Here is a 25,160-nt window from a genome sequence, read left to right on the forward strand (position 1 = left end):
GTTCGCTTAAACACTACAATTCATCATTGACATAGGATTCAGCATCAAAATACATTGATTTTCAGATAGGGGATATGAATACGTTGAAGCAAAATGTATGAATCTTTGTGCAGTGAGAATAAGCTTAGTTTTTGAAAAAATTAATTCCATTGATACAATCAATGTACAGTAAGATTAGCTGTTTTTTGGGAAAATGTCAAACTAAATTGTGATTTTGTTGAGAAAAAGCAATTCATGCAGTAATATTAATGTACTCCTAACATCAATAAAATATGGACACCCTCAACGAATCCCAACGCTCCTACAACATGTCTCAAATCAAGTCAAAGGACACCAAACCCGAGATGATTTTGAGAAAGTTTTTACATGCAGAAGGGATTCGTTTTCGGTTACATGGAAAAAGTAAAGGAGAGAAGTTGCCTGGAACACCAGATATCATTCTTCCAAAATATAAAACCGTGATCAATGTAAATGGATGCTTTTGGCACGGACATCAAGATTGCAAGTACTTTCGATTACCGAAGAGTAGGGTAGATTATTGGGAATGGAAAATTAGTAGAAATCGAGCAAACGATATATTGAATAAACACAAACTCATAGAAATGGGCTGGAATGTGATTACGATTTGGGAGTGTGAGATTAAGGAGAAAAGGGAGGAAACGTTTGATAATATTTTGTCTGTTCTTTATAGTATTAGGTAACAAACGTTCTTTCCCTAAAATTATTGATTAATAATTTTGGTTATGTCGATAATAGTCTGTTGATTTAAATTTAAAGCTTAACGAGTTTTACCTAAAATAAGTTGATTAAAACGATATTCTCCGTTTTAGAGAATAAGTATTTAAGAACTCAAAAATTAATAACCTTATCTAAGAATTGCTATGGGATTTTTTAGCTGGATCACTCAAGACACAAAAAGAAGTGTAGCCAATGTACACTCTTCAAAAGAAACATTTCCAGTTTATTTGTTGGATGATAAAGGAAATATTTGGAAAGAAAATCATTATAACGGTTATGGTGATTTTCGAGGAAAGGACTATTTTGAATTGTTGGCTGAAATGAACGGCTTTACTGAGCAAGATGCAGTAGAGAAAAATTGTGAACTCAGAGATCTTGGTATTTTTATTAAAGGGGAAAATATCAAATATCCAAATATCGTAGAAAACATTCTTCTCTGGAAATGGAAAAATGAAGAACCCAAGAGTTGTTATGATCAAGGGTTCTTTTATGATTAGTATTTAACCCTTTAAGTTTTTGATGAAGCTACTAATTTCAGTAGTGGCTTTTAATAGTTCTTCTTTTGTATTAAAAATAGAATAAGAAAATCTTAGGCTTGAAAATGCATCGTCATTATTTAAGTTCATAGCTTTTAATACATGAGAAGGTTCAATAATTTCTGCCGTACAAGCTGAACCAGAACTAAAAGCGATAGAATTTTCGAATTTTCTTAATAGAAGGTTGCCATCAATTCCTTTAAAGTTAACGTTTGAAATATTTGGAAGCCTTTGTGTATTTGCACAGTTTATCGAAGCACATTCTAGTTGTAATAAATTACTTTCAAATTCTTTTTGAAAAGTGGTTAAGACCTTAATATTCTGTTCTAGGTTTTGATGTGATAACTCACACGCTTTTCCTAACCCTATGATGTTGGAGATATTGTAGGTGCCTGATCTGAATGAGTTTTGTTGCTGACCACCATGGATTTGAGGACTGATTTTTATATCTTTTTTAAAAAGAAGACCACCAACACCTTGGGGACCATGAATTTTATGTCCAGAGAAGGTTAGTATATCTATATTACTATCATTTAAAGTAATGTGATATTTACCTACTGCTTGTGTTGCGTCAGTCATAAATAATGTATTTCTTTCATGACATATTTTAGCAATTTCATTAATTGGTTGAAGCACTCCTGTTTCATTGTTTGCAAACATGATGCTTACTAGAATAGTTTCATCTGTTATAGCATTTTCAAGGTCTTTTAAACTAATTAGTCCATTTGAATCAACATCTAAATAGGTGATCTCGGCTCCAATATCTTCTAGAAACTCACAAGTATCCAAAACTGCTTTATGTTCAGTTTTACAAGTAATAATATGTGAGCCCTTTTCGTAATTACTTTGAAAAACACCTTTTATGGCTAAGTTTATTGATTCTGTTGCACCTGATGTGAAAATGGTATGGTATTGATCAGAACAGAATAAGGATTCAACTTGTTTGATGGAATGATTTAATTTATTCTTTAGATTTTTACCATATATATGTGTACTTGATGCATTACCAATATGATGTTTGTATGTATCATTTATAACTTCTAAAACTTCCTTATGTATTGGAGCGGATGCAGCACTGTCTAAATAAATCATAATGTTATTTGAACGCATGTATATTACGTCCTTCTTTTTTATTTTTGCAACAAAATACAATATGCATTTCTGCGAATATAATCGTATTTTTGGTGTTTGTCATTAAGAAAAATCACAAGATGAAATATAAATTTAGTGGTCATGAAACTTTTGCCTGTAGAGCACTATGGCTAAAGAAGGGAATTGACTATGTATTACAAGAAAAAGCTTTTAACTCAGAGGAGTCGATTATTGATTTGGGTGTGGGTAAAAATATGGTTACATCCATTAGTTTCTGGTTAAAAGCTTTTGGCTTAATGACTGAAGACAATAAACTAACAGAGATAGGTAGAAGTATTTTTTCTGAGGATGGTTTTGATCCATATATAGAAGATATTGGAACTTTATGGCTGTTACAATATTTAATTGTAAAACAAGAGTTTGCTTCTATTTATCCAATATTATTTATTGATTATAGAAAGGAAAAGAAAGAGTTTACCATAGATTCTTTAAAAGAGTATCTAGAGCTAAGGCTTGAAAAAGATCAATTTACTTTGAATCCTAAATCTTTGGAGAAAGATATTCGAGTTTGTTTTAAAAATTATCTTGTAGAAAAAAGTAGTAAAACGAATATCGAAGAAGAGTATTCTAACGTTTTATTAGATCTTGAATTAATATATAAAATCCCAAGAACCGAAAATGGTATTTCTTTTTACCAGTTAAATATTACAGATGGTAAAAGAGTCCCTAAATTAATTTTTCTTTATTGCTTATTAGACTTTATTGGAGAGGAGAGAGCAATCAATATGGAAAGTATTGAAAAACTTTTAGGTGGAGCTTTTGCAATAACAAAAACTGGAATTTTTCAGATAATAAATGAGTTGACTGAACTTCATCCTGACAAACTTGTTTATACTGAAGATGGAGGTTTGAAGCAATTACAGTTAAAAGAAGATTTAGACAAAGATGCTATCCTTAGGGAGTATTACAATGGAAAATAACACAATTCAAAACAACTTTAATGTATCTACAAATATCTTAAGAGATACAGATGTTGATATCAAATATATTGTTACTCCTAATGCAAAAAGTATTTTTGATAGGATTATACAGAACTATACATCAGGTGTAAAATCATTTAATATAATTGGGTCTTATGGTACAGGTAAATCTACATTTGCTTGGGCTTTTGAAAAGAACCTCTCCAATCAAATTAATTTCTTTGGTGATCAATTAAGTTCTTTGCCGGTTGATAGTTTTGAATTTATCAAATTTGTAGGGGAGTCGACTTCTTTTAAAAAATCTTTTATTCAGTTTTTGGAATTAGCAGACGATGCAACGGATAAAGATATTTTTGATGCTTTGCGTAAAGTTTATGCTAAGACCAAGAAGAATAACCAAGGACTAATTATTTTAGTTGATGAGTTTGGCAAATATCTTGAATATGCTGCTAGCCATAATGCAAGTGAGGAATTATATTTTATTCAACAAGTAGCTGAGTTTTGTAATACTCGTACTAGAAATACAATGTTTATTACAACATTGCATCAGAATTTTTCTAGCTATGCATCGGGTCTTACTTTAGAACAGAAGCAAGAGTGGGATAAAGTTAAAGGAAGAATAAAAGAGCTTGTTTTCAATGAGCCAATTGAACAACTTTTATTTTTATCAGCCCATAGGTTAAAAGAACGTTTTACAGGTGATGAAGGAAAAATAAATCAGATTACTGATTTATTGAGTGAACATAAAGTCACCGATAAGAATGATAAAATAAACAGAGAGCTTGTAAAAGATATATTTCCTCTAGATTATTTTTCAGCTGAGATTTTAGTAAAATCACTTCAACGTTATGGTCAAAATGAAAGGTCTTTATTTACATTTTTAGATGTAGATGATTCTAATAGTATCTATCGTTTCCCATCTTTTGATGTGCCGTTTTATAATTTAAGTAATGTCTATGATTATTTGGCAGACCATTATGAAACAGCTCTATGGACAAAATCTAACCCAAATTTAACAAAATGGAATATTCTAAAATATGCCTTAGAAAAGGTAGAAAGTAGAGTAAACCAAGAATATGTCAAGGATGCATTGAGTTTTGTAAAGGTAATTGGACTGATTAACATTTTCATGCATCAAGGGGGAAATGCAAATTATGATTTCTTAAAAGAGTATGCAGAACTTTCTTTAGGAATCACAAACGCTGATCAGATCCTTCAAGAATTAGAAAAGAAACATATTATTAGATATGTGAACTATGCAACAAGATATGTTTTTGTTGATGGTACAGACATTGATATTGAGCAAGAATTATTGAATGCTTCTCAAGAAGTCGATCAGATTGAAGATGTAGTTTCTAGGATCAAAGAGTACTTCACATTTACTTTTTCTTTTGCAAAAAAGGCTCAATACGAAACAGGTACACCACGAATATTTGAGTATGTAATTTCTAAAAAAGTTGAATCAAGTTTAGTTGCTGAGGGAGAAATTGATGGTTTTATCAATTTAGTTTTCAATAAAGATCTAAATGAAAAGCAACTTATAAATGAAAGCAAAATAAATCAATCTAATACTGTATTTGTTTGGTTCAAAGATACAATTGAGATACTGAACACATTATATGAGTTAGATAAACTAAAATATCTGAAAAGAAAGCATTCGGATGATACCGTTGCAGTAAGAGAATTAGATGACCGTTCTGTTGTAGAGCTACAAAAGTTAAACTTCCAAGTAAAGGAGGGCTTATATGATACTTCTAAAACAGATTGGTACTACAATGGAGCTAAAAAAGATATTAATTCATTAAGACAAGCTAATATCTTACTTTCAGAGGTAATTAGTGAGATTTATCCAAATACACCAGTCTTAAGAAATGATTTATTCAATAAACATAAAATTAGTGGTGCAATTGCTACTGCAAGAATAAAATTTATTGATGCTTTTATAGAAAATCAAGGCAAAGAATTATTAGGTTTTCCTAAAGATAAATTCCCTCCAGAGAAATCAATTTTTATGTCTTTACTTCATAATACTGGAATGTATAATAATGTAAAACATATCGTTGAAGCTCCTAAAAAAGACTCACCTTTAGCGGGTGTTTGGAGTTACTCAAATGAGTTCTTAGAAGATGCAAAATTAGAGCGATTACCACTTACTGATTTCATCGAGAGGTTGAAAAAGAAACCTTATAAGTTGAAGCAAGGTTTTATTGATTTTTGGTTGCCTGTTTTCTTGGTATTGAATAAAGATAAGTATGCTTTCTTCAATGAAGGAGGATATGTTCCGGTAGTTGATAGAAGGCTTCTTGACTTAGTTTATAAAGATCCCAAGAAATATTTTATTAAGGCTTTTGATTTTTCAGGAGACAGACTCGAAGTGTTTAATCTTTATAGAGGTATTATTAATTCAGGTGAGATTGATAATAATCCTACAGGAGAGTTGATGATCAACACTTTTGTTCCTTTAATACAGCTTTATAGAAAACTTCCAGATATTACTAGGAATACAAAGAATTTATCTCCAAAAACAATCAATTTTAGAAATGCTATTTCTAATGCGAAAGATCCTGAATCAGCATTGTTTATTACTATTCCGGAGGCTTTTGGATTTGATGCGAATACGTTAATTCAAGAAGGAAAAGGAGAAGAGTTTGTAGAAGCAGTAACTGCATCTATTAATGAATTAATTAGCTTTGAGAAGGTACAGTTAAAAGTCTTTGAGGAAAAACTTTTATCAACACTAGGTTATAAAAATATTCAGTACCCACAATATAGAGAGTTGTTTGAAAACAGATATTCTAGTATTGATGTACAAAAAATCAAGAAGGATAACAGGCTTCACAATTTTTATAAATACGGAACTCAATCTTTAGATTTTGCTCAAGATTATTTGTCTAGGTTGATGGGCTTATTATTGGGTAAAAATATTAAATCAGCAACTGATGTTGATTTAAGTAATTTACCTTCTTTATTAACTAAAATAATCAGAAAACTAGATCAGTTAGTCGTAGTTCATGAATCATTAGATACTGCTTCAAATAATGAGGAAATTTATAATGTGATGATTACGAGGGAGGATGGCTCAAGTGAGAATGAAAATATTATCATCTCTACTTCACAAAGCCAAGAATTAGAGGAAAACCGTAATGAGATTAAATCTATTATTGATAAATCTAATTTATCCCCTAAATTACGTAAAGCTCTATTAGCTCAACTTTTAAATGAAACTTTGAATAATGAGTAATGTAAGACACTTATTAGGAATATCGGGTGGAAAGGATAGTGCAGCATTAGCAATATACCTTAATAAGCTTTATCCTAACTTAGAAATGCAATATTATACTTGTGATACAGGCAGGGAATTACAAGAAACATATAAATTGATAGACCAACTTCAAATCGAGTTGAATAAAGATATTCTTCAATTAGATTCGATTGATTTATCAAACCAGAACTTAGAAAGTGCTTTTGATTATTTCTTAGCTCAATACGGAGGGTTATTGCCTGCTCAAAATATGAGATGGTGTACAAAAAAAATGAAGCTAGATCCATTTGAAAACTGGATTGGTGACGTACCTACTATCTCTTATGTTGGTATCAGAGGTGATGAAGATCGTGAGGGTTATATTTCTACAAAACCAAATATTCAATCTATTTTTCCTTTTAGAAAAAATATTTGGAGTGAGGATGTAATAAAAAGAGTTCTTGATGCTAAAAATGAAGCACAAATTTTAGAGTACTATCCTAAGTATCTTGAAGGTGTTAAGTTAGAGAAAGCGGTAAAGACTTTTAAAAAGAAATTGAATTTCGCTTTTTCAAAGAAACAAAAGGTTGAAGCTCTTTTAAATATTGATATCAAAGCATTTAATAAAGTAGTTTTTGATTATTTAAAGACAACAGAGCTTCCTGTTGGACAATTGGATGAATTTCCTTTGGTTGAGAATGATGAAATTCTTGTAAGAAATGATATTTTCCAATTGATAGAGGAAAGTGCTGTTGATTTGCCTGGTTATTATAAACCTCTAGACTATGAGGTTGATGGAGAAAAAGGTAAATACTTCAGAAGTAGATCAGGATGTTTCTTCTGTTTCTATCAACAAAAAATTGAGTGGGTATGGTTATTAGAAAATCATCCCAAACTATTTGAAAAGGCAAAATCTTACGAGAAAGAAGGTTACTCTTGGATTGAAGGAGAAACACTTGATGATCTAGCAAAACCTGAAAGGGTAGAGGCGATAAAAAGAGAACACCTTAAACGTAAAAAAAGAGCTTATGAAAAGCTCTATAAAAGTACAGATTGGCAAGACGCTGTACTTGGGGAAGATAACAAGCGTAGCACAACATCTAACGCTAGTTGGTTAGATGAGCTTTCTGATGCAGAAGGCGATGGTTGTGCTAGTTGTTTTATATAAAATTTAGCCTCAGATAATGAGGCTAAATTTTTCTATTTTATTTTATCACTTAGGCATTTAGTTGTGTTAAGTGTAGAAGTACTATAATCTTCTGAATTGTTAAAAACGCTCAACGAATTAATAAATATATCTTTAGATTTTAGAATCTTTATTTTCTCTTTACTAAGTTCTCCAACTTCTATAAAGTTATTTCCATTTTTATTTTTTTTACCAATCAAATATTCTAAGTCTAAATTATCAAAAGTAAATGATTGAGTTATATCCATATTGTCTTTACCTTCAATTGGAATTTTAAGTAATCTATCTTTGCCTTTACCGGTTAAAGAGATTTTTTCATAATCAACCTTAAATTTATTTTTCTTAAAAAAGATATCTAAGTTGTGTTTTACAATTTTACGATTTAAAAATAATTGACTATCCCATAAATATGAGATTTTTTTGAAAAATTCTTGGTTACCTGCTTTTCCATTATGCAGTTTCTTTAAAATTGTTAGGTTACCAGGAAAACCCTTTAATGATTTATTTTTACTTTGAGGGTATATATGCTCTACTTGTGGTTCTAATTCCCCTTCATCACAAATAATATTAAAATCTGGTTTTAGTTTATTGAAGTCATTATCGTTATTAAATCTAAGGAAACCTTCGTGTAATATACTAATTATACGTCCAAGTTCACCTCTAGAATAAAAGTCGATATCACTATCGATGAAAGCTCTTTCGATTTTAGAATCTTGGTCATCTTTTAGTTCAAAACATTCTTTAATTTTACTTTCTAACTCGTAAAAATTATCCTTTGCACTAAGAAGTTCTTCGAATTTTGGAACTAAACCTTTTGTGTTTTCAGTTACAGTATACCTAACTAAATAAAATAATAAACTATTGATTAAAGATAGTCTGCCTTCAAAATTAACATTATCATTACTTAAATTAATAATACGAACTAATACAGGATATAAAGTTTTATTTTTTCTAGCATATCTACTTAATACATGAAGTGATGCTGAATAATTTGAGCTTATAATACCATCGTTTATTGAATTGATATTTTCAAGAAACTCGTTAAACTCTTCAATGAATTTGATAGGGTCGTCATCAAGGTTCTTTATTACCTTTTGATAGGACCTATATAAGTCTGCTTTAGAATATTTCTTAAGATGAAATGATAAGAAAAATTTAATAGCATCATCAGTTTTAAAGTTTAATAACTGATTTTTCTTTATCAAATCAATCTGAAACTGATTAATCTGATCATCTATATCCTTACCTTTTAATAATAAGTCACTATTAATGATGTCAATTACATTTAAACCTTGTCCAGTACTATTAATACTTTTGAAAGCAGATAAGGCGGAATCTATAGCTGTATTCCTATCACTTGAAGTAATTTTAACACTTGAAAATTGACAGTTTTCTAATCCTTTTTTAATAGCATCAATAAAATAATCATCATATGAGTAATCATTAATATTTTCTTCTATGAAATTTTCATCATTTTCAAGATTATCAGGATGTTTGATGAAATATTCTTTATAAGTGTTATGTTTATGTGCTATATTATTAAGAATAATATTTAAATTATTTTTAATAGTATAGAAAGGATCTTTCTTATTTGTTTTGAAGAATTTAAGAGTTTTTTCTTCGTCAAACACGATGAAAAACTGAAGAATACGATATAAGAATTTTGAATCATTAAACTTAGCGATATTTCGGTCTGATGGTGTTTTGTTTGAATTGAAGTACTCTTTTTTACAATTTATCAGTGATTCATTGAATGCCTGTTCAATTTCTGAATTACATAAATTATCAAAGAACTCATCTTCTAAAATATTTTTTTTGTAAATTTTATTTGCCTTACACAAGAAAATACAATTTACAAGTGAGAATATTTTTTTCTCCTCGATAGAAGAATTAGATTTTTTTATTAATTCAATATTATCTAAAAAAGTAGAATTTACATCACTTGATTTGTCAAAATTAGATGAAATATCATTAAAGGTTTTTTCATCTAGTTTTGAATGTTTAGATAGATTATTATACTCTTCGTCCTTCGATAATATTTTTAAAATGTTAAAAATATATTCTGGAGTTATTTCTTTATATGATAAAACATCTTTTCGGAGAAGTCTATTTACCTTGAAACTATTGCTATCATTTTTGATGGAACTTAAATAAACATTTTCTGTTTTATCTAGATTTAGATTCTTGTATTTATCAAGGTTTAATAGTCTTATTTTTTCTTTTTTGATGCTAAAATGACTAGAGTTAAATAACTGTTCTAATATATAAAATAAAAGAAAAGTAGAGATACTTCTTTGCTGACCATCTATTATTTCGACTCGTTTATTATTAGTCTCAATAACAACCATTGAGTTAAAAAAATGGCTATTACTGTAATTGTTCCCTTCAACTACATTGAAAATATCATTAATGAAGTCTTGTAAAACCTCATCATTCCATTCGTATTTTCTTTGAAACTTTGGGATTTCTACATTTGTCTCATTATAAATTTTTCTTAAATCATATAAGTTTTTTACCTCATTTTGTATTTGAGGTGTATTTGCTTCACTAATTGAGTTTATTAATTTCATGTTATTAATTGTTATTCCACTCCCAAAATGCCTTATCTCTAATTTTAATTGGTGCACTTCCAGCATTATTTACAATACTGTAATGCTTTTCTAATCCTTTAATAACACCAATTAATTCATCTCTATCATTACGACTTGGCAGGTCGAAAAGTGATGATACTTCTTTGTCTTTTATTTCGTTTACTCTATGTATAATCCAAGTAAGGATATAGTTTGAATATTCATTGTCACCTGTTGAGAAGTGATTTAAGAATTGAGTAGATAAGATTGTTCCTACTCCATATTCTCTACCTTCTTTTAATATTTTTCTAAGTGATTCGAAGTTTTTACTTAGGAAGTTGTCCGCTTCGTCCACCAAGATCATCTTATTTAGTTGCCTGAAATTGCCATCAATTTTACTATGTCCTGCATTTTGCATTTGAGAGTAAAATTGGTCCAAAGTTATTGCAACTACTAAATTTTGAATTTGAGGACTATATCCACTTAAATTAATTACTGTTACTCCATCAATTAAATCAAAAAGTGGCGTAGCGCTTCTTCCATTTGGCTCAAATATCTCATAATCATAAAGCTCTTTAAGTGCTGCATTCAAACTGTCTTGTGCGAAGTCTTCATGCTCTTCAAAGATTCTATAAACATCATGTAGAGTTGGTGATGGTTTTTCCCAAGTGTCTCTTCGATGTTTGATAATGCCTTTATTTTCATAAGCTTGCATAAGAAGCTCTTTCAGGAAACTTCTTTGTTTATTGCCTAAGTTATATGCAGTAGAAATAGTATTTTCAAGAGCACTTGCAGTATGCAATGGTAACATTGGTTTTGTTGAGCTACCAACAGCTAAAGCTAATGGATTGTATGGCAAATGATATAATTCATAAACTTTGGCATCAGTAGGTTTTACAAAATCATCTTTGATGTAATCACCTTTATAATCAAAAATCAAAATGCCAATTTTCTTACCATCAACATTTGTTGAAGCATTTTGAGTTAACTGATAAATTAATGATTTTGTGAATTGTGTTTTACCTGTTCCCATTGTACCGATGATACCAGTATTGGTATGCATTACCTTATCAGTAGAAGTAGGATACCAATGAAGTTCTTCCTTAGAATTTCCTTTTGATCCAAAAAGAATTTGCATAGGTTGATTCTTTTCAAATGTTTCAGGATCCTCATTAACAGTAGAAGTAGTTTCATTTGTTACTGTTTCTATTGAAGAAGGAATATTTTGAATGTTTTCAACTTTTGGTTCTTCTGGAGAATAGGCTTTACGTAATAAGTTACAATGAACAGGACAGTCTCCTTCATCATCGTGATACCTTTCGATAAGGTTTTCCATAGATGTCTTTAAGTCGTTTAATCCATCCGTTTCTAGTAATTCAATCACTAAAGCTTCATCAACTAATTTTATCGATCTAGCTTGGAACGATTCATTTGCTTTAAAAGATAAAACTGAGTATCTGCCAGTAAATTCTTTAATATTATTACTGACTTTAAAATCATCATTATATAGTTTACCTTTTAATTCATGGAGTTTTTTCCATCGCTCTTTATAATCTTCCCATACATTATAAAGGCGAAGTTTATCAGATGCTGTAATGATTTGCTTCGCAAAGAAGTTTCTGAAAACTTTATTTTTAAAACAATCACCACTTAAAACTTCCTCAAAGAAGTCAGCAGTTTTAGCACCCTGTTTTTGAGCTTTATTTTCTTGGTTGGTTTTTCCAATTTTGACTTCAACTGGATGGAAATATAATTCAATGCCTTCTTCAGTTTCTTCGACACCGACCATCAGTAAGTCATCGCTATAAACTCCTGTTTTACCATGGCTTTTAACTGACATCAAACTATTTTGAGGCAGAGCCACGCTTCCTGAAACTCTCAATATTTCTTCCAATGACATTGGCACCCATGTAATGTTTGGGTGATCAAGTATTGCCATCATTTCTTTTACTGCACTGAGAACACTGATTTTTTCCTTATCCATTTGGAACCTCTGGTTGTGTGCAGCAATTTTTAATAACCAATCACCATTTATGGCATTAAACATATTGATAATTGGAATCGTGTCCTCTTCAGTAACCTCAAGATTGTTATTCTTTAAGTAGTTCAAGATTACATCTCTATACTGTTCCCATTTTTTGGTAACAGTAATAGCATCATAACCACTATTAGAAGTATAAAGGTCGCTATAGTGTATGATCACCACATCTTTATCATCTTTAAAGAAAGAAAGGTCTACTTTAGGATCAATAAAAGTAGTCCACTGCGAGCTTTTATAAATCTTTTCTAATTCACCTTTTACTTCTTTATTGATCGTAAGTGCAATTGTTTTATTGAACTCTAATTTATTAGGGCTATTTAAAACATTAGCTACTTGATTATAGCTTGTACTTAATTGAGCTATACTACTATTTTTAGGTTCTTTTTTAGTGCCATAGCTAGACCAATATGCTCCTCCGTCATAAGCGGTAGCAGTTTCTGATAAAACTCCCCCTAAGCTCAAACCACTATCCATTTTATCCATTTCGTTGTGAGCATAGCTTACATCGCTGTTGTTCCCTTCGTCATGTATAAATTGATAAAATGAGATGTGGGCATATTCATATTCATCACTTTTCTTTTTAGTAAAGAAGTTGACCTTATTATGATAGAGCTTTAAAAGCTCATAAGGATCTATTATCTTCTGAGATGAAGAGAGGTCTATACCAAAAACGCTTTTTATTTGCTCTGGATCATCATATTTTGAAAGTTGCTCGAACTTAGTAATATATTCATCCGATCCATAAATAGTGAAATCAATAGGGGAGATATCTTCTATCGATTTCTTTCTCTTTGAAAGCAAGAAATTAAAATACCTAAATATACCTTGTAAAACCTCTGAACAGTCTCCTTGATTGATCAAATTAATTTTAATAGGAGCATTTGCATCTAAGAACAGGAAAGAAAAGTGATCTGTAAACTCAACAATTTTCTCTTGTAAGAGTTTTGGGACAAAACGATTTGATGCTTTTTGACCTTCTGTATCTTCTTTTACATAGTGATTCCATAAAATAGAATCTTCATTTTCAATGACATGATAATAAGTATTTTTCTTTCCTCTTAAGTATGGAAGTAAATTGTCACTGTTAAGCTTTGAAATAATTTCTTTAGGAAGTTCACTATCAATATTTTCAATTAGTAATAATTGGTAGGCAACGTTGATAGGGTGTAAGGAAGTAAATTTTATAAACTTCTCTCGGTCTTCACTAATGATAGTTCCAACCTTCAAAAGGTTCTCTTCTTCTTGTCTTAGTTCATCTCCTTCATTAATCTTATCAAGAGCTTCTTGGATAACTTTTAAATACTCTTGATAAAGACTTTTTAAATCATCTTCAATGATAGTAAGTGAAGGAAGTAAATACTTGTCTTTTTTGGACTTTCCATTAAAATATTTGATGATATTTTGGTAAGCACTTTTTACTTCTTCAGCAACATTCAAATCAGTTGCAGTCAAGGTTTTTCCATCTAATGCTTCATGATAAGATAGGTATCCTGAATTGTGACCATCTTTATCAATGAATATTTTAAACTCTTGCGTAAGTTGCTTTTTAAGTTTTTCCGAAGGGTAGTATTTATGTAAATTATGCTCTAAACTTTGAACTAATTTATCTTTTGATTTATCAAATCGTTCTGTATAAAAGAAGGGTACTTTAGTTTGTAGCTTTGTGTTAATTACATTCGAAGCGGTGATTACCTTAGGCTTCAAGTCAGCTAAAACTAATAAGTAACTTAATTGAGCATTACCAAGTTCTATATCAAATTGCAGTTTACCTGTATCAGAATGTGTTTCGTCACCATGAGTTAGATATAATGTCTCGTTGTCTTCAAGAATATATTTTTGATTGGAGACAATTACATCTTTTCTTTCTCTTTGATGGTTAGGGTTGAATACAATATCGCTATCAGTCGATATTTCTAGAGAAGTCTTGCTTATCTTTAGGGTACTAATTTGATCTTCAATAACCTCTTGCTCAAATGGAAGAATAGCAAATTTGAAAACATGTTTTATTGTTTTTCCATTTTCAACCTCAATATATTCTACCTTATTTCCAACAAGTGCTTGACTAGCATCTTCAAGGTCAATATCAATGATTAAGCTCTTTTCTGTAGGGTTAACTTTCGCTTTTAAAACATCTGCTCTGTCTTGTTTTACGAATTTTTGATTTGGTTTTTTATCAAAATGTAATTCGTATTTGATGTTTTTATGATGATCTGGGTTAAAAATGAAGATATTTCTAGTTCGCTGTTTTACTTTAGTTGTTCCATCCTCAATATCTCTACATTTTAGGAGATCAAGAGTGGAATTTCTTTCATTTGGTTTAAACTGAATTCCTTCAATATTCTTTCTACTTTCTTCAGATTTGATTACCTCTTCAAAAGTAACTTCTTGCCAGTTATCTTTATTTTTTAATTTCTTTTGCCCTGATTCATCAAACTTTTTTTCAACTACGGTTTCGATATTTCCGTATTGATGCCCATTACGAATTTCAGTGAAAACTTTTTGATTCTCTTTAATTCTTTTGTCAATCTCTTTCTCATTTACTTTTCCTTTAATGATTGATTTATCTTTAAAGAGACCTAGTTTAGGATAATCTGTATCTGAGATTTGTCCTTTTTCTAAAATTTCAAGGTATATGCCATAATCAAAAATGGATCTGCTAATATCAGCATTTTCTTTATCTTGATTTTTAAGTAACTCAGATAAGATCTTCTTTTCATACTTTGTTATTGAAGATATTAAGCTTTTGTTTTCAGAAACTGAGTCTTCAATTCTTTCTTTTACACTTTCAAGGCTTAAAGGATAACCTTTTGAAGCAATATTAGCAGCACCTCCAATAATACTATCTAGTTGAGTATTATGGATGAAAAGAATTGAAAGACCATTAAAACTGTCTTCTTGAGACTTAATATAGTTTCTAAGTGCAGTAAGGTAATCTTCATTTACTCTGTTTATATTAGCTGCAATTAATAGAGAAGCAGACTCAAATTTTAATATAAAACTTTCAAAATCTCCATAATTGAAATCACTATAAATAGAGTGAGTATTCGCTTTTTCTTTTAGTGCTTGATATAAACCAGAAACATCTTCAGTCATTTCAAACTGAGCTTGGTAAGATTGTCCGGTTGTAAGAGTGAATTGCTTAAAATATTCAACAATTCCTTCTGCTAAATAATTATATATATTTGACGTAGTCATTAGAAATTCTATTTATTAAGTTTTTGAATATATTGAGCATCACCACTATCACTTTTCTTCTCTAGAAGGTTAATTTCCTCATATAGTTTGATGATTTCAGTTTTTGATTCTTGATCAAAACGTAAGCCTCTTAATTCAAATTCTTCCCATAGTTCTTTAAGAAGTATTTTTTCGTTTGATCCTACTGCAAGGTTTGTTATCAGTAATAATAAACTTTTATCAACGCTTAAAGAGAATCCTAGCTGTCCTCTTCTCTTAGAATAATTTACTTTACAAAATTCAGTAAACCATCCTTTATATGATTTAAAAGCGGAGTTTCTAGGGCTGTTCTGAAATTGGAATAAAATATACCTGTAAAGTTTAATGATGTTATTGTATATATTATCTTCAGTAAGATCATCTATATTTACCTCTGACCATTTTTTTGAGAGTTTTCCTTCGTCAACATAGTTGTTTTTATATTTATCAAGGATTTCTAATATTGAAGTATTCAAGATGTTTTTCTCAACTTCTCCTAATGTTTCAACTTCTCTTTTTATATCTTGGTATACTTTATTTTCATCATTTGACCATTCAATCGTATTTAGGAACTCCAATGTATTTGCATGAGCAAAAATAGTTTCAATGTTCTTGTCAAGAAGTTTCCAACCATTTGTTATGCCCAATCTGCTTTTTGATATTTTTTCCCATTTGAGTGTGAAAAATATTTGGGGAATTGTATCATGTTCTTGATCAAAGAAGAACTGATTTAATTCTATTGCAAGTTGAGATACAAATTGGAAGAAGTAGAATTTTAGGAGTATATGAATATTATCAATAAAGTAAATCTCATCTTCAGAAAGTAAGGTTATATCTTTAATAAAAAGAGAGCGAATCTTCTGAGTTAATTCACCTTCATAATACCCTCCTAATTTTTTATTTTTTGTAGAGGATTTTCCCTCTTCAACGTTCTCTTGAATTGTCTCTAAAACTAGGCGGTAAAGTAAGTTTTCATTATCAGGGGTATCAGTTTTGGCAATGATCTTTTTTAGTTCCTCATTATCACCTAGAAGAACACCCACTACATAATTTGAAATATCCTTTAGTTTAGCGTTTTCTTTTACAAAGTTTAAATATCGTAATACTTTATAGTCAAACTTAAAAATATCACCATTGTCCTCAAATAATAATCGCTCAATATTATCTATCAAGATATCAATATGATCTTGAAAGTCATCTCGTTCCTTGATTGCAGTTAAAATACTATCTTTTTCAAGTTTTACTTTAGAAGCTTGAGGTAAATTTTCTGCAGTTCTAATTAAGTTGCCTACTACACCATTAAAGGTATCTAGATCTATTTTACTGTCATTTAAACCCGCCGCATCAGTTGCAAAGGGAAAAGCTTTGATGAGCCTTCCTTTACAATGTTGAAACTTACCTGTAAGATCGTAAATACCATTTTCGTCTTTCTCAATCTGTCCTTTACTAAAGGACTTTTTAAATTCTTCGTAATTAATAGAATATTTTGAACTCATCCTTAGTCTTCTTTAGTAAATTCGTAACCCAATCCTACAGTATAACTTAGCTTGTAGCGATCTTTTGATTTACCAGAGGTTTGTTGGAAAGTAAGATCCATCATTCTTCCGGCATCTCTTGATATTTGTTGGATAAATACATCAAAACTCAGATGTCTTTGCTTATCTTCCCTATTAGGTCTATAACCATTTCCAATCTTATAGAGTAACTCAAAAAGATTGTAATCAATTGTGGTTTCAAAGACTTCATCTCTGTTTGCATTAAATCCAAGTTTTAGAGATAGTGCAAATCGATGCAATTCTCCATCGGCTTCTAAATAACCATTTTTTACTAACTGAGGTATGATTTTAAGCTCTTGACTTACTTTATATTCATTTTGCTTCTTACCGATCTCGATATTAATCTGAGTCTTATTAGTCGAAGTCCCATTCCAGTTGTAGATGCCATTTATGATATTCTTGATGATATTTTTAAACCTAGAACTTTTAGGATTCACATAACTATAGTAAAGCATAATAATATAATCAGTAACTACTTGATTAGATTCCCAGTCTCTAAAATAATTAAGTCGGGTAAAGAGTCGAATGATAGCTCTTGTTTCTTTATCGGCTAATTTTTCGGAATTTTTATTAATTAACTCAAGAACGAATTCAGGTAATTCCAGGTTTTTATTATTGTAAACAGACTCTATTTGTTCTTTGTTACTCAACTTAAAAATATGTTGATCTAATTCAGAGTTTCTATTTCTACAAGGGTCAAAATACTTAATTGACTTAAAAATAAATGATTCCTCATCATTAAAAATCAAGAAAGGTGTTAGACTTGAAATATATGTTCTAATGTCATAACCCTTAATTGTATTAGCGATTTGATTCTTATTTTTAGAGGCTAAATTATTAGGGACAATAAGAAGATAAATAAAGTTCAATAACTGTCGGACAGATACAATTAGTTTATCACTAATAATTGCACTCAAAATTATTTTAGTAATTAAATCTTGAGTTTTTTCATCTGATATAAAAAGGTAATTATAATATATAGGGTCTCTATATTTATTTTCGTTGTTTTCATAATCGTCTTTAAAAGCTTGATAGAAAGGGTTATCATCACTTTTAGAAGTAATCTTATGCAGTAACTTTGAAATAACTTTAGATTTTATTTCATCAGGATTTTCTCTAATTGAGAATAACTGATAATCTGCTAGGTTTATATATTGAAAGGGAGAACTGTCAGGTATATTAACCTCTTCAAAAGAACTATTTAAGAGATTAAATTCATCAACAAATTTTTGAAGTTTGCTGTATTTTTTGTTTTCCTGATAATCTTCAAGAAAATTAGTAAGCGTACCTAAGTTAATAGCTAAAATAGCTTTACTTTTTTCTCTTTCTGTATCATTTAGAGCTTCATCAGTAAACCCTTCCAGAAATTCATCAAGTTCTTGTTTCCAAGATTTATCTACACTCTGACTCTCAGTTGCATCATTCTTTATTTTAAAAACCTTCATTTCTTCAGGATAAAGCTCATGAAGGCGAGCTAATAAATGTGATTTACCATCTCCAACATTTCCTGAAATTAGGATTAGTTGAGACAGAGGTGAATGATAACTTTTTAAGGTTAATTTCGTCAACACATCTTCCACGAACCTTGTTACGTGTAAGTACTTCTTTATTGGGTCGTATTCTAAAGAATTTTTAGTACCATCAACAACGGCCTCTTTAGAAGAGATTGATAAAGTGTCTAAATGATTTTTAAAGCTTTTATCTAATTTTGGCATGAAAATATCCTTTTTTGGCTAAGATGAAGTAAATATAGAGCTACAAATGGATAATATTTTCATACTTAAAATAATTTATCACGAAATTTGATGATGAATTGCAATTGTTAACATTATACACTATGAGGTGATGTGAGTTATGTTAGTAGTAATTGCAAAGTTTGTTATTTAGAATTGGTGATAACAAGAAAATCTACCTTTATACATCTTTTAATAATAAAACCCAAAGTTGATATTAAATCGCATATGCCAGTCTGCATCTTCGGTACCGTAAGCTAATGCGGTATTGAAATTTGGATCTATCCAAGGTTGGTTCTTGCCAAGAGCACCATCAACGTAAATGTACATTAAACCTGCGGTAATTAAACAGCCTGTTACATTTTGGTAGGAATCATAAAAGGAGGCTTCTGTTTTGTCTACAATGCCGAAATCATTGTAAAATTCAAGAGAGGAAATCGGTCCCCATTCTACAGGTTGAGTAAAGCTGAGGCCGAGTGTATAGGTAGAAGCTTCTGATGCTACAAGGTAGGGGGCACCGTAAGCGGTTAATGCCACTACATCTGTTCTTTCTCCATCGGGAGCATTAGGTGATTTTTTGTAGTGGGAAGCTTGTGCTTTCAGGTTCCATTTTTTGTAATTCACCTCATAGTGAAATGCGACGGCATAATGATTACCTGTGCTTTTGGTATCTAAATTATAAAGTCCCCCAAATAAACCTGAAAGTCCTATGGAGTGCGTGAAGTCCTCACGTCCTAACTTCCGAAGGATTTTAGCATTGAGCTGATTGACTTCTTTATTTCTATATTGCAGAGTACCGTCTCCATTTTCATCCATTGATCCTACGTCATAGGCATAACGACTGTTGGAAATGTCTGAGTTTCCTCCAAAATCAAGCTCTTCAGCATTTTTGAAGAAAGCGAAATTGTAGGTCCATCGTTCATCGTCATGCGTGAATTTTAAACCCATATCATGATCATCTTCTAGCCCTACATAATAGTTGATGCTGAAAAACCAGTTGTGAGAGTTGTAGGTTGTGATGCCAAATGGAACTTGAGTCAGACCTAATTGCATTTGATCTTTCTCAGAAAAGTCATAATCAAACCAGCCTTGTTTAACAAAAATTCCCCCAAAACCTTGAGAATAGAAACGGACTTCTGCATCCAAGCCGATACCTTTATATGAAGCTGTAGGTTTGATGGCAAACATATCATAGCCAAACTCACCTCCTGTATTTTGGTGAGTCTCTTTCCAAGTTGAATTATTATAGTTGAAACGAAGAACACCTCCAACATTTACTTCAGGTTTATCTTGTGCACTGATGGAGATAGAAATTGAAAAGAGTAATATAATAAATGAGTAGAGAGATTTCATCTGAACAGTTTTTGTGATGTGTGAGGAGAGATTGATAAGTACTAGGACAAAAGTAATAGGATGTTTCGTGCACCATAGTTAAAACTATGGGCAAGTGATATTCCAACCTTTTCAAGACTGAAGTCTTGAAGGTTAGTAACGTAAGCAACACTTTATTGTTGTTGGAGTCAATATCACCAGCCTATGACTTCAGTCATGGTGCACGAAATTATTGATCCATTTTTTGCCTTAGAACTTAAAACAAAAAGAGTTGAAAATGTCAGCTTACTTTTGGAATAAGCTGACATTTTGGGGTAGCATTATTTTTTCTTTTGATAATGCTCGTTATAATAATCAGAAAGTGCTTTGTAAAAACTAAAACACATAATGATAATGATGATAGAGAACGGTAGTCCTGTCAAAACAGAGGCAGTTTGTAATGCCGTCAATCCACCGCCCATTAATAAAACACCTGCAATAAGTCCTTCCATAGATGCCCAGAAGATTTTTTGTCCCACAGGTGCATCGTGTCTTCCTCCAGAGGTTAAAGTGTCCACCACAAATGACCCTGAATCAGAAGAAGTAACAAAGAAACTGGTTACCAAAATAACGGTCAGAATAGAAGCGAAAGTGGTGAAAGGATATTGTTCCAATAGGAAATAAATGGCAGTGGCCACGTTTTGATTGACAGCCTCAGTGATGGAATGATTCCCGATCAATTCTTGATATAAAGCACTTCCTCCAAATACACTCAACCAAAGAAAAGTCAACAAAGAAGGTACAATCAGCACGCCTAAAACAAATTCTTTGATGGTTCTTCCTTTTGAGATCCTTGCAATGAAAATACCGACAAATGGCGACCATGAAATCCACCATGCCCAGTAGAAGACGGTCCATGAGTTTTGCCAGTTTTTGTCTGTGCCTACTCCTTTGTATGAATTGGTCCAGAAGCTGAGTTCAAAGAATTCATAGACATAATAGCCTAAGTTCTGTACGAATGATTTTAAAATAAATAAAGTAGGTCCCACCAAAAGAACCATTAGCATTAGTCCAAGCGCTAAACGCATATTCCATTCGCTCAACATCCTAATTCCCTTGTCCAGTCCTAGAACTAAAGATAAAGTGGCAAAGAGTGTGATGATGGCAATAAGGATCAATTCCACTGTGTTAGTGGTGGGGATATCAAATAAGTAATTTAAACCTGCATTGACTTGCGATACGCCAAATCCCAACGAGGTGGCCAGTCCAAATAGAGTGGCAATGACAGCAATGATATCAATAATGTCTCCTATGGGGCCGTATATCTTTTTGCCTAATAATGGGAAAAAGATAGAACGTACAGTTAATGGAAGTTTTAAGTTGAATGTAAAAAAGGCTAAGGCCAGTCCAACCACAGCATATAATGCCCAAGCATGTACACCCCAATGCAGGAAAGTGATTCCCATGGCTTTTTCAGCGGCTACTGCAGCATCCCCGCCCTCTTTCAAAAAGGGGTTGCCATTGAAATGAAATACAGGTTCTGCAACAGACCAAAAGAGTAAGCCAATACCCATGCCGGCACTGAAAAGCATGGCAAACCAAGCTGTTTGAGAAAACTCTGGTTCAGCTTCTTTTCCTCCAATTTTCACTTTTCCGTATTTGCTGAAACCTAAATAAATAGCATAAAATAATAAGCTATTGACTAATAAGATAAATAGCCATCCTACATTATTGGCTACTGTTGTTTGTGTGTTTTTGAACCATTCTTCCATAGGTTCACCGATCACCAAAGTGCTGATCACAAGGGTAGAGATGATAAGTATGGACGTGATGGAAACGGTGGCATTTGCTTTAATGCCCCAAATGGTTTTTTGATCACTTCTTAGGTGACTCATAAAGGTTCTTCTTTTTTTAATGCTAAAAGCTGAGATGCTTTTATGATAGAATGAGACTACTCAACCTCAGGGAGAGAAAGTAGCGGCCTTTTTATCGGTGATAATGTAATACAAGCAAAATCATATATTATTCGTCCAAAAATAGAACGAACAATACCCCATAATATCTAATCAATTGTTTTAAAAATAGGAATAATAGTATCAAAAATGAAGATTATGAGACTTTATTAAGAAATAACTGGAATGAGTGTAGTTAATTATTGAGATAATCTATTTCTGCCTTCTTTCTTGATTTTAATAATTTCTAGTTTAGGGGACGTTGTGGAAGGTAAAGCTAGAATTCAATATGGTCGGTAAAGGCGTTGTGATACATCACCCCTTCAGTATAGTAGACTATTGCAAATGATTTCTCTTTTGATTTGTAATCAGCATGACGAAGTATAACGTGATCTTTATGGTTAGTTTTATTGAAAAAATAAATTAGAATTAACTATGATTTATTTTTGACTTAGTACTTAGAAAGAAGATCTGTGAATAAAGATTAATTTGAAATTTCCTGTTTTATGAATACAGTACACAATACTTTTTTTTATTAAATTGAATCGAATTTTTTAATGTAGCTGACTTGAAACAACATCGTGCCTTATATTGTGCCTTTGACTTATTCCCGACAAGCAAAGGAGCTTCAACTCATATTACTCATTTTGCGAATGCATTGTTTGATGCCTTTGGTGGCGGTATGCTTTTCACTTTAGGAAATCATGGCTATTTAGAGGAAGAATGGGAGGGGAATGTGCAGATCAAACGTTTTCAAAGGCAAATTCCAAATTTCTTAGATCGAACTAAGCTTTATGGACAAGCACTTTATCAAGAAATCCAAAAAATGCCAGAACTGGAGATCGTGCATTTCAGAGATATTTGGTCTGCTCAACCGATATTGAAGGCAAAAAGGCATTATAAAACGGTCTTTGAAGTCAATAGTTTTCCATCGGTGGAATTGCCTTATCGCTATCCCTCATTATCAAAAGAGACTTTAGAAAAGGTCAAATTGATAGAAAAATATTGCTTGGAGCAAAGTGATGTGATCGTAGTTCCTTCGGAGTTAATTCAACAGCGGATTGTTCAGAATTATGGTATTGATACAAATAAAATTTCATTAATACCTAATGGTGCTACAATTTGTGAGGCTAGATTTCCAAAACCGTTGGAGGAGGATTATATTATTTATTTTGGTGCAGTCCAAAGGTGGCAGGGTGTTGATGTTTTAATCAAAAGTATGCCTTACCTTTTAAAAATGAAACTTGATCTAAAGTTGGTGATCTGTAGTTCTACCCGTCCTAGAGATTCAAAATTACTCCGAAAGTTAGTGAATCGTTTGGGACTGCAAGAGAATATAATTTGGTATTACCAATTAAATAAGGTAAGTCTATCACAAATGTTACAGCATGCTTTGATTTCTGTAGCACCTTTAAAAGAAGATGCAAGAAACATTGATCAAGGGTGTTCTCCATTGAAAATTTTAGAATCCATGGCACATCAGGTACCCATTATCGCTTCTGATTTACAGGTGACTAGGGAAATAATACAGGCGGGAAAAGAGGGGCTCTTAGTGCAACCTGAACGTCCAACTGAACTATCAAGGGCCATTTACTTATTACTTTCTGACCCATCAAAACAGGAAGAGTTAGTGCAAAATGCGTATCGAAAAATACAATCTCAATATACTTGGGGTATTCAAATAAAAAAACTACAAAACGTCTATTATCAACTAATTGAAGAAGAAATTATATGCTAAAATTAAAGCAGTATCCGTTAAGGACGGATTATTATGAGGTGAAAAAGGAATTTGGAAATCATAATGCAATAAAGCGTGAATGCAATGAGAAAGATCTTCAACTGATCGATGATTGTAAAATTGAAGGTCGTTTTTCCCTGGAGGAATTATACTATATGATTAATAGATCTTCCCTTTACAATTTGATGGTGCAAGGTAAAAGAGAAAATATAACTGCTTATGGAAGCATTACTAGTATTGTTTTAGTAATACTCCTCTTTGTCTTTGGGATGAATGGTGAAGAAGGAATTGCGTTTATTTTGGGTGTGACAGTAGTTTTCATCTTTGTCGGTATTATCATTGCCCGAGGGATCTATAATCATTCTGATTTTGATATGAATAATCAAGAGATCTTAAAAGGGATGATTTATGCCTTACTTCAGGATTTTGGCCCTAAGCATAAAGTGAACATCAATCTAGATTGTACTCCTGTAAGAGAGAGAAGGAGAATTGTTGATACTTATAAAAAAGGGACTAGAAATGTTAAAGTTTACAAGAAGATACTTTTCACATTGAAATTTACAATTGGAGACCACACTAAGGTTTTCCTTCAAGATGATCATTTTTTAAGAGAACAAAATTGGACGAAACGAAGTGCATCCGGCAAGTCGAAAGCAAAGAGTAAATCCAATACAGTAGACCGTATTATTTATAAAATTCTTTTTGATGGTCAATATTATGATGCAACTGCTACTGCACAAAAGAATAATTTCTTTACGCTGAAAGAAGGTATGTGGGAACATAAGAACAAATTAAAAATTCAGACAGCAGGAAAGGCTCCTGGTGCAAAAGTAACTCCATCCGATACCAAAGGAGAGTTGGATAAATTCCTTGGGTTTTTACAACAACCATTTTTACAGATTAAAAAGAAATAATCATGAATAACTGCGAACAAAAACTAGGAATTTTCACCTTGAAAAAATGTGAGAAGAGAGCAAAACATCAATGTGAAGAGTGTGGTAAACGCTTTTGTAGTGATCACTTTACAGAACATAACCTTTGCAAATCCTGTTATAGTAATAGTTTAGGAGAGCATGATATGTATAGAAGTAATCACTGGTATTGGTATGTGCATAACAGAAGGTATACCGAATATGAGGAAAGCGATTTAGAAATGGTCACTTATACTGAGTTAATGTCTGATGAAGTAGAGATGGTCAGTGAGGAATTTGAACAAGAGGATTTTGAGGCTGAAGATTTCAATGAGGCTGATGTTTCATTTTATGATAGCTAG

Annotated in this window: 15 protein-coding genes; 8 read left to right on the forward strand and 7 right to left on the reverse strand. The window is 31.5% G+C overall.

All coding sequences use genetic code 11. The annotated features are described in order from the left end of the window. Positions 1–272 precede the first annotated feature (272 nt). Together AVL50_RS19015 and AVL50_RS19020 are read left to right on the forward strand one after the other, a co-directional pair. Positions 273–701, forward strand: a complete 429-nt coding sequence (locus AVL50_RS19015; protein ID WP_062618071.1) for a very short patch repair endonuclease — start codon at positions 273–275, stop codon at positions 699–701. A 180-nt stretch (positions 702–881) separates the two neighbouring features. Continuing rightward, on the forward strand, positions 882–1,235 hold the full coding sequence (locus AVL50_RS19020; protein WP_062618072.1) for a hypothetical protein: 354 nt from the start codon (positions 882–884) through the stop codon (positions 1,233–1,235). Positions 1,236–1,238: 3 nt separating this feature from the next. Here the strand turns inward: AVL50_RS19020 and AVL50_RS19025 are convergent, their stop codons facing one another. Next, complete coding sequence (locus AVL50_RS19025; protein ID WP_062618073.1) at positions 1,239–2,384, reverse strand: cysteine desulfurase family protein; 1,146 nt, start codon at positions 2,382–2,384, stop codon at positions 1,239–1,241. A 101-nt stretch (positions 2,385–2,485) separates the two neighbouring features. On the opposite strand from AVL50_RS19025, the gene AVL50_RS19030 reads away from it, so the two are divergent. The 3 genes from AVL50_RS19030 to AVL50_RS19040 are packed head-to-tail and all read left to right on the forward strand — an operon-like array spanning position 2,486 to position 7,755. Continuing rightward, positions 2,486–3,346: a DUF4007 family protein gene (locus AVL50_RS19030; RefSeq protein WP_062618074.1), complete on the forward strand. Its 861-nt coding sequence runs from the start codon at positions 2,486–2,488 to the stop codon at positions 3,344–3,346. Continuing rightward, a complete protein-coding gene (locus AVL50_RS19035; protein WP_062618075.1) occupies positions 3,336–6,587 on the forward strand; it encodes a hypothetical protein in 3,252 nt (1,083 codons plus the stop codon). The genes AVL50_RS19030 and AVL50_RS19035 overlap by 11 nt, the downstream gene beginning before the upstream one ends. Then, positions 6,580–7,755 (forward strand): phosphoadenosine phosphosulfate reductase family protein, encoded by a 1,176-nt coding sequence (locus tag AVL50_RS19040; protein WP_062618076.1) that lies wholly within the window; start codon positions 6,580–6,582, stop codon positions 7,753–7,755. Before AVL50_RS19035 ends, AVL50_RS19040 begins: the two co-directional genes overlap by 8 nt. 32 nt (positions 7,756–7,787) lie before the next feature. Here the strand turns inward: AVL50_RS19040 and AVL50_RS19045 are convergent, their stop codons facing one another. The 6 genes from AVL50_RS19045 to AVL50_RS19070 all read right to left on the reverse strand — a co-directional run bounded on the left by AVL50_RS19045 (position 7,788) and on the right by AVL50_RS19070 (position 22,092). Next, on the reverse strand, positions 7,788–10,343 hold the full coding sequence (locus AVL50_RS19045) for a DUF262 domain-containing protein (protein ID WP_062618077.1): 2,556 nt from the start codon (positions 10,341–10,343) through the stop codon (positions 7,788–7,790). 4 nt (positions 10,344–10,347) lie between these two features. After that, positions 10,348–15,579: a type IV secretion system DNA-binding domain-containing protein gene (locus tag AVL50_RS19050; protein WP_062618078.1), complete on the reverse strand. Its 5,232-nt coding sequence runs from the start codon at positions 15,577–15,579 to the stop codon at positions 10,348–10,350. An 8-nt stretch (positions 15,580–15,587) separates the two neighbouring features. Next, positions 15,588–17,093, reverse strand: a complete 1,506-nt coding sequence (gene dptG, locus AVL50_RS19055) for a DNA phosphorothioation-dependent restriction protein DptG (protein ID WP_062618079.1) — start codon at positions 17,091–17,093, stop codon at positions 15,588–15,590. A 2-nt stretch (positions 17,094–17,095) separates the two neighbouring features. Further along, on the reverse strand, positions 17,096–18,868 hold the full coding sequence (gene dptF, locus AVL50_RS19060) for a DNA phosphorothioation-dependent restriction protein DptF (RefSeq protein ID WP_062618080.1): 1,773 nt from the start codon (positions 18,866–18,868) through the stop codon (positions 17,096–17,098). A gap of 210 nt (positions 18,869–19,078) precedes the next feature. Next, entirely contained in the window at positions 19,079–20,239 is a 1,161-nt protein-coding gene (locus AVL50_RS19065) for a hypothetical protein (RefSeq protein ID WP_062618081.1), read from the reverse strand. A gap of 299 nt (positions 20,240–20,538) precedes the next feature. After that, positions 20,539–22,092, reverse strand: a complete 1,554-nt coding sequence (locus tag AVL50_RS19070) for a BCCT family transporter (protein WP_062618082.1) — start codon at positions 22,090–22,092, stop codon at positions 20,539–20,541. Between the two features lie 625 nt (positions 22,093–22,717). Between AVL50_RS19070 and AVL50_RS19075 the strand changes: the two genes are divergently transcribed. From AVL50_RS19075 to AVL50_RS19085, 3 genes are read left to right on the forward strand one after another with little or no spacing between them, the layout of a single operon-like run. Further along, positions 22,718–23,887, forward strand: coding sequence for a glycosyltransferase family 4 protein (locus AVL50_RS19075; protein ID WP_062618083.1), 1,170 nt, complete (start codon positions 22,718–22,720; stop codon positions 23,885–23,887). After that, positions 23,881–24,801, forward strand: a complete 921-nt coding sequence (locus AVL50_RS19080) for a hypothetical protein (protein ID WP_062618084.1) — start codon at positions 23,881–23,883, stop codon at positions 24,799–24,801. Before AVL50_RS19075 ends, AVL50_RS19080 begins: the two co-directional genes overlap by 7 nt. A gap of 2 nt (positions 24,802–24,803) precedes the next feature. Next, entirely contained in the window at positions 24,804–25,160 is a 357-nt protein-coding gene (locus AVL50_RS19085; protein ID WP_062618085.1) for a hypothetical protein, read from the forward strand.

It is taken from the genome of Flammeovirga sp. SJP92 (genome assembly GCF_001583495.1).
Classification (GTDB): domain Bacteria; phylum Bacteroidota; class Bacteroidia; order Cytophagales; family Flammeovirgaceae; genus Flammeovirga.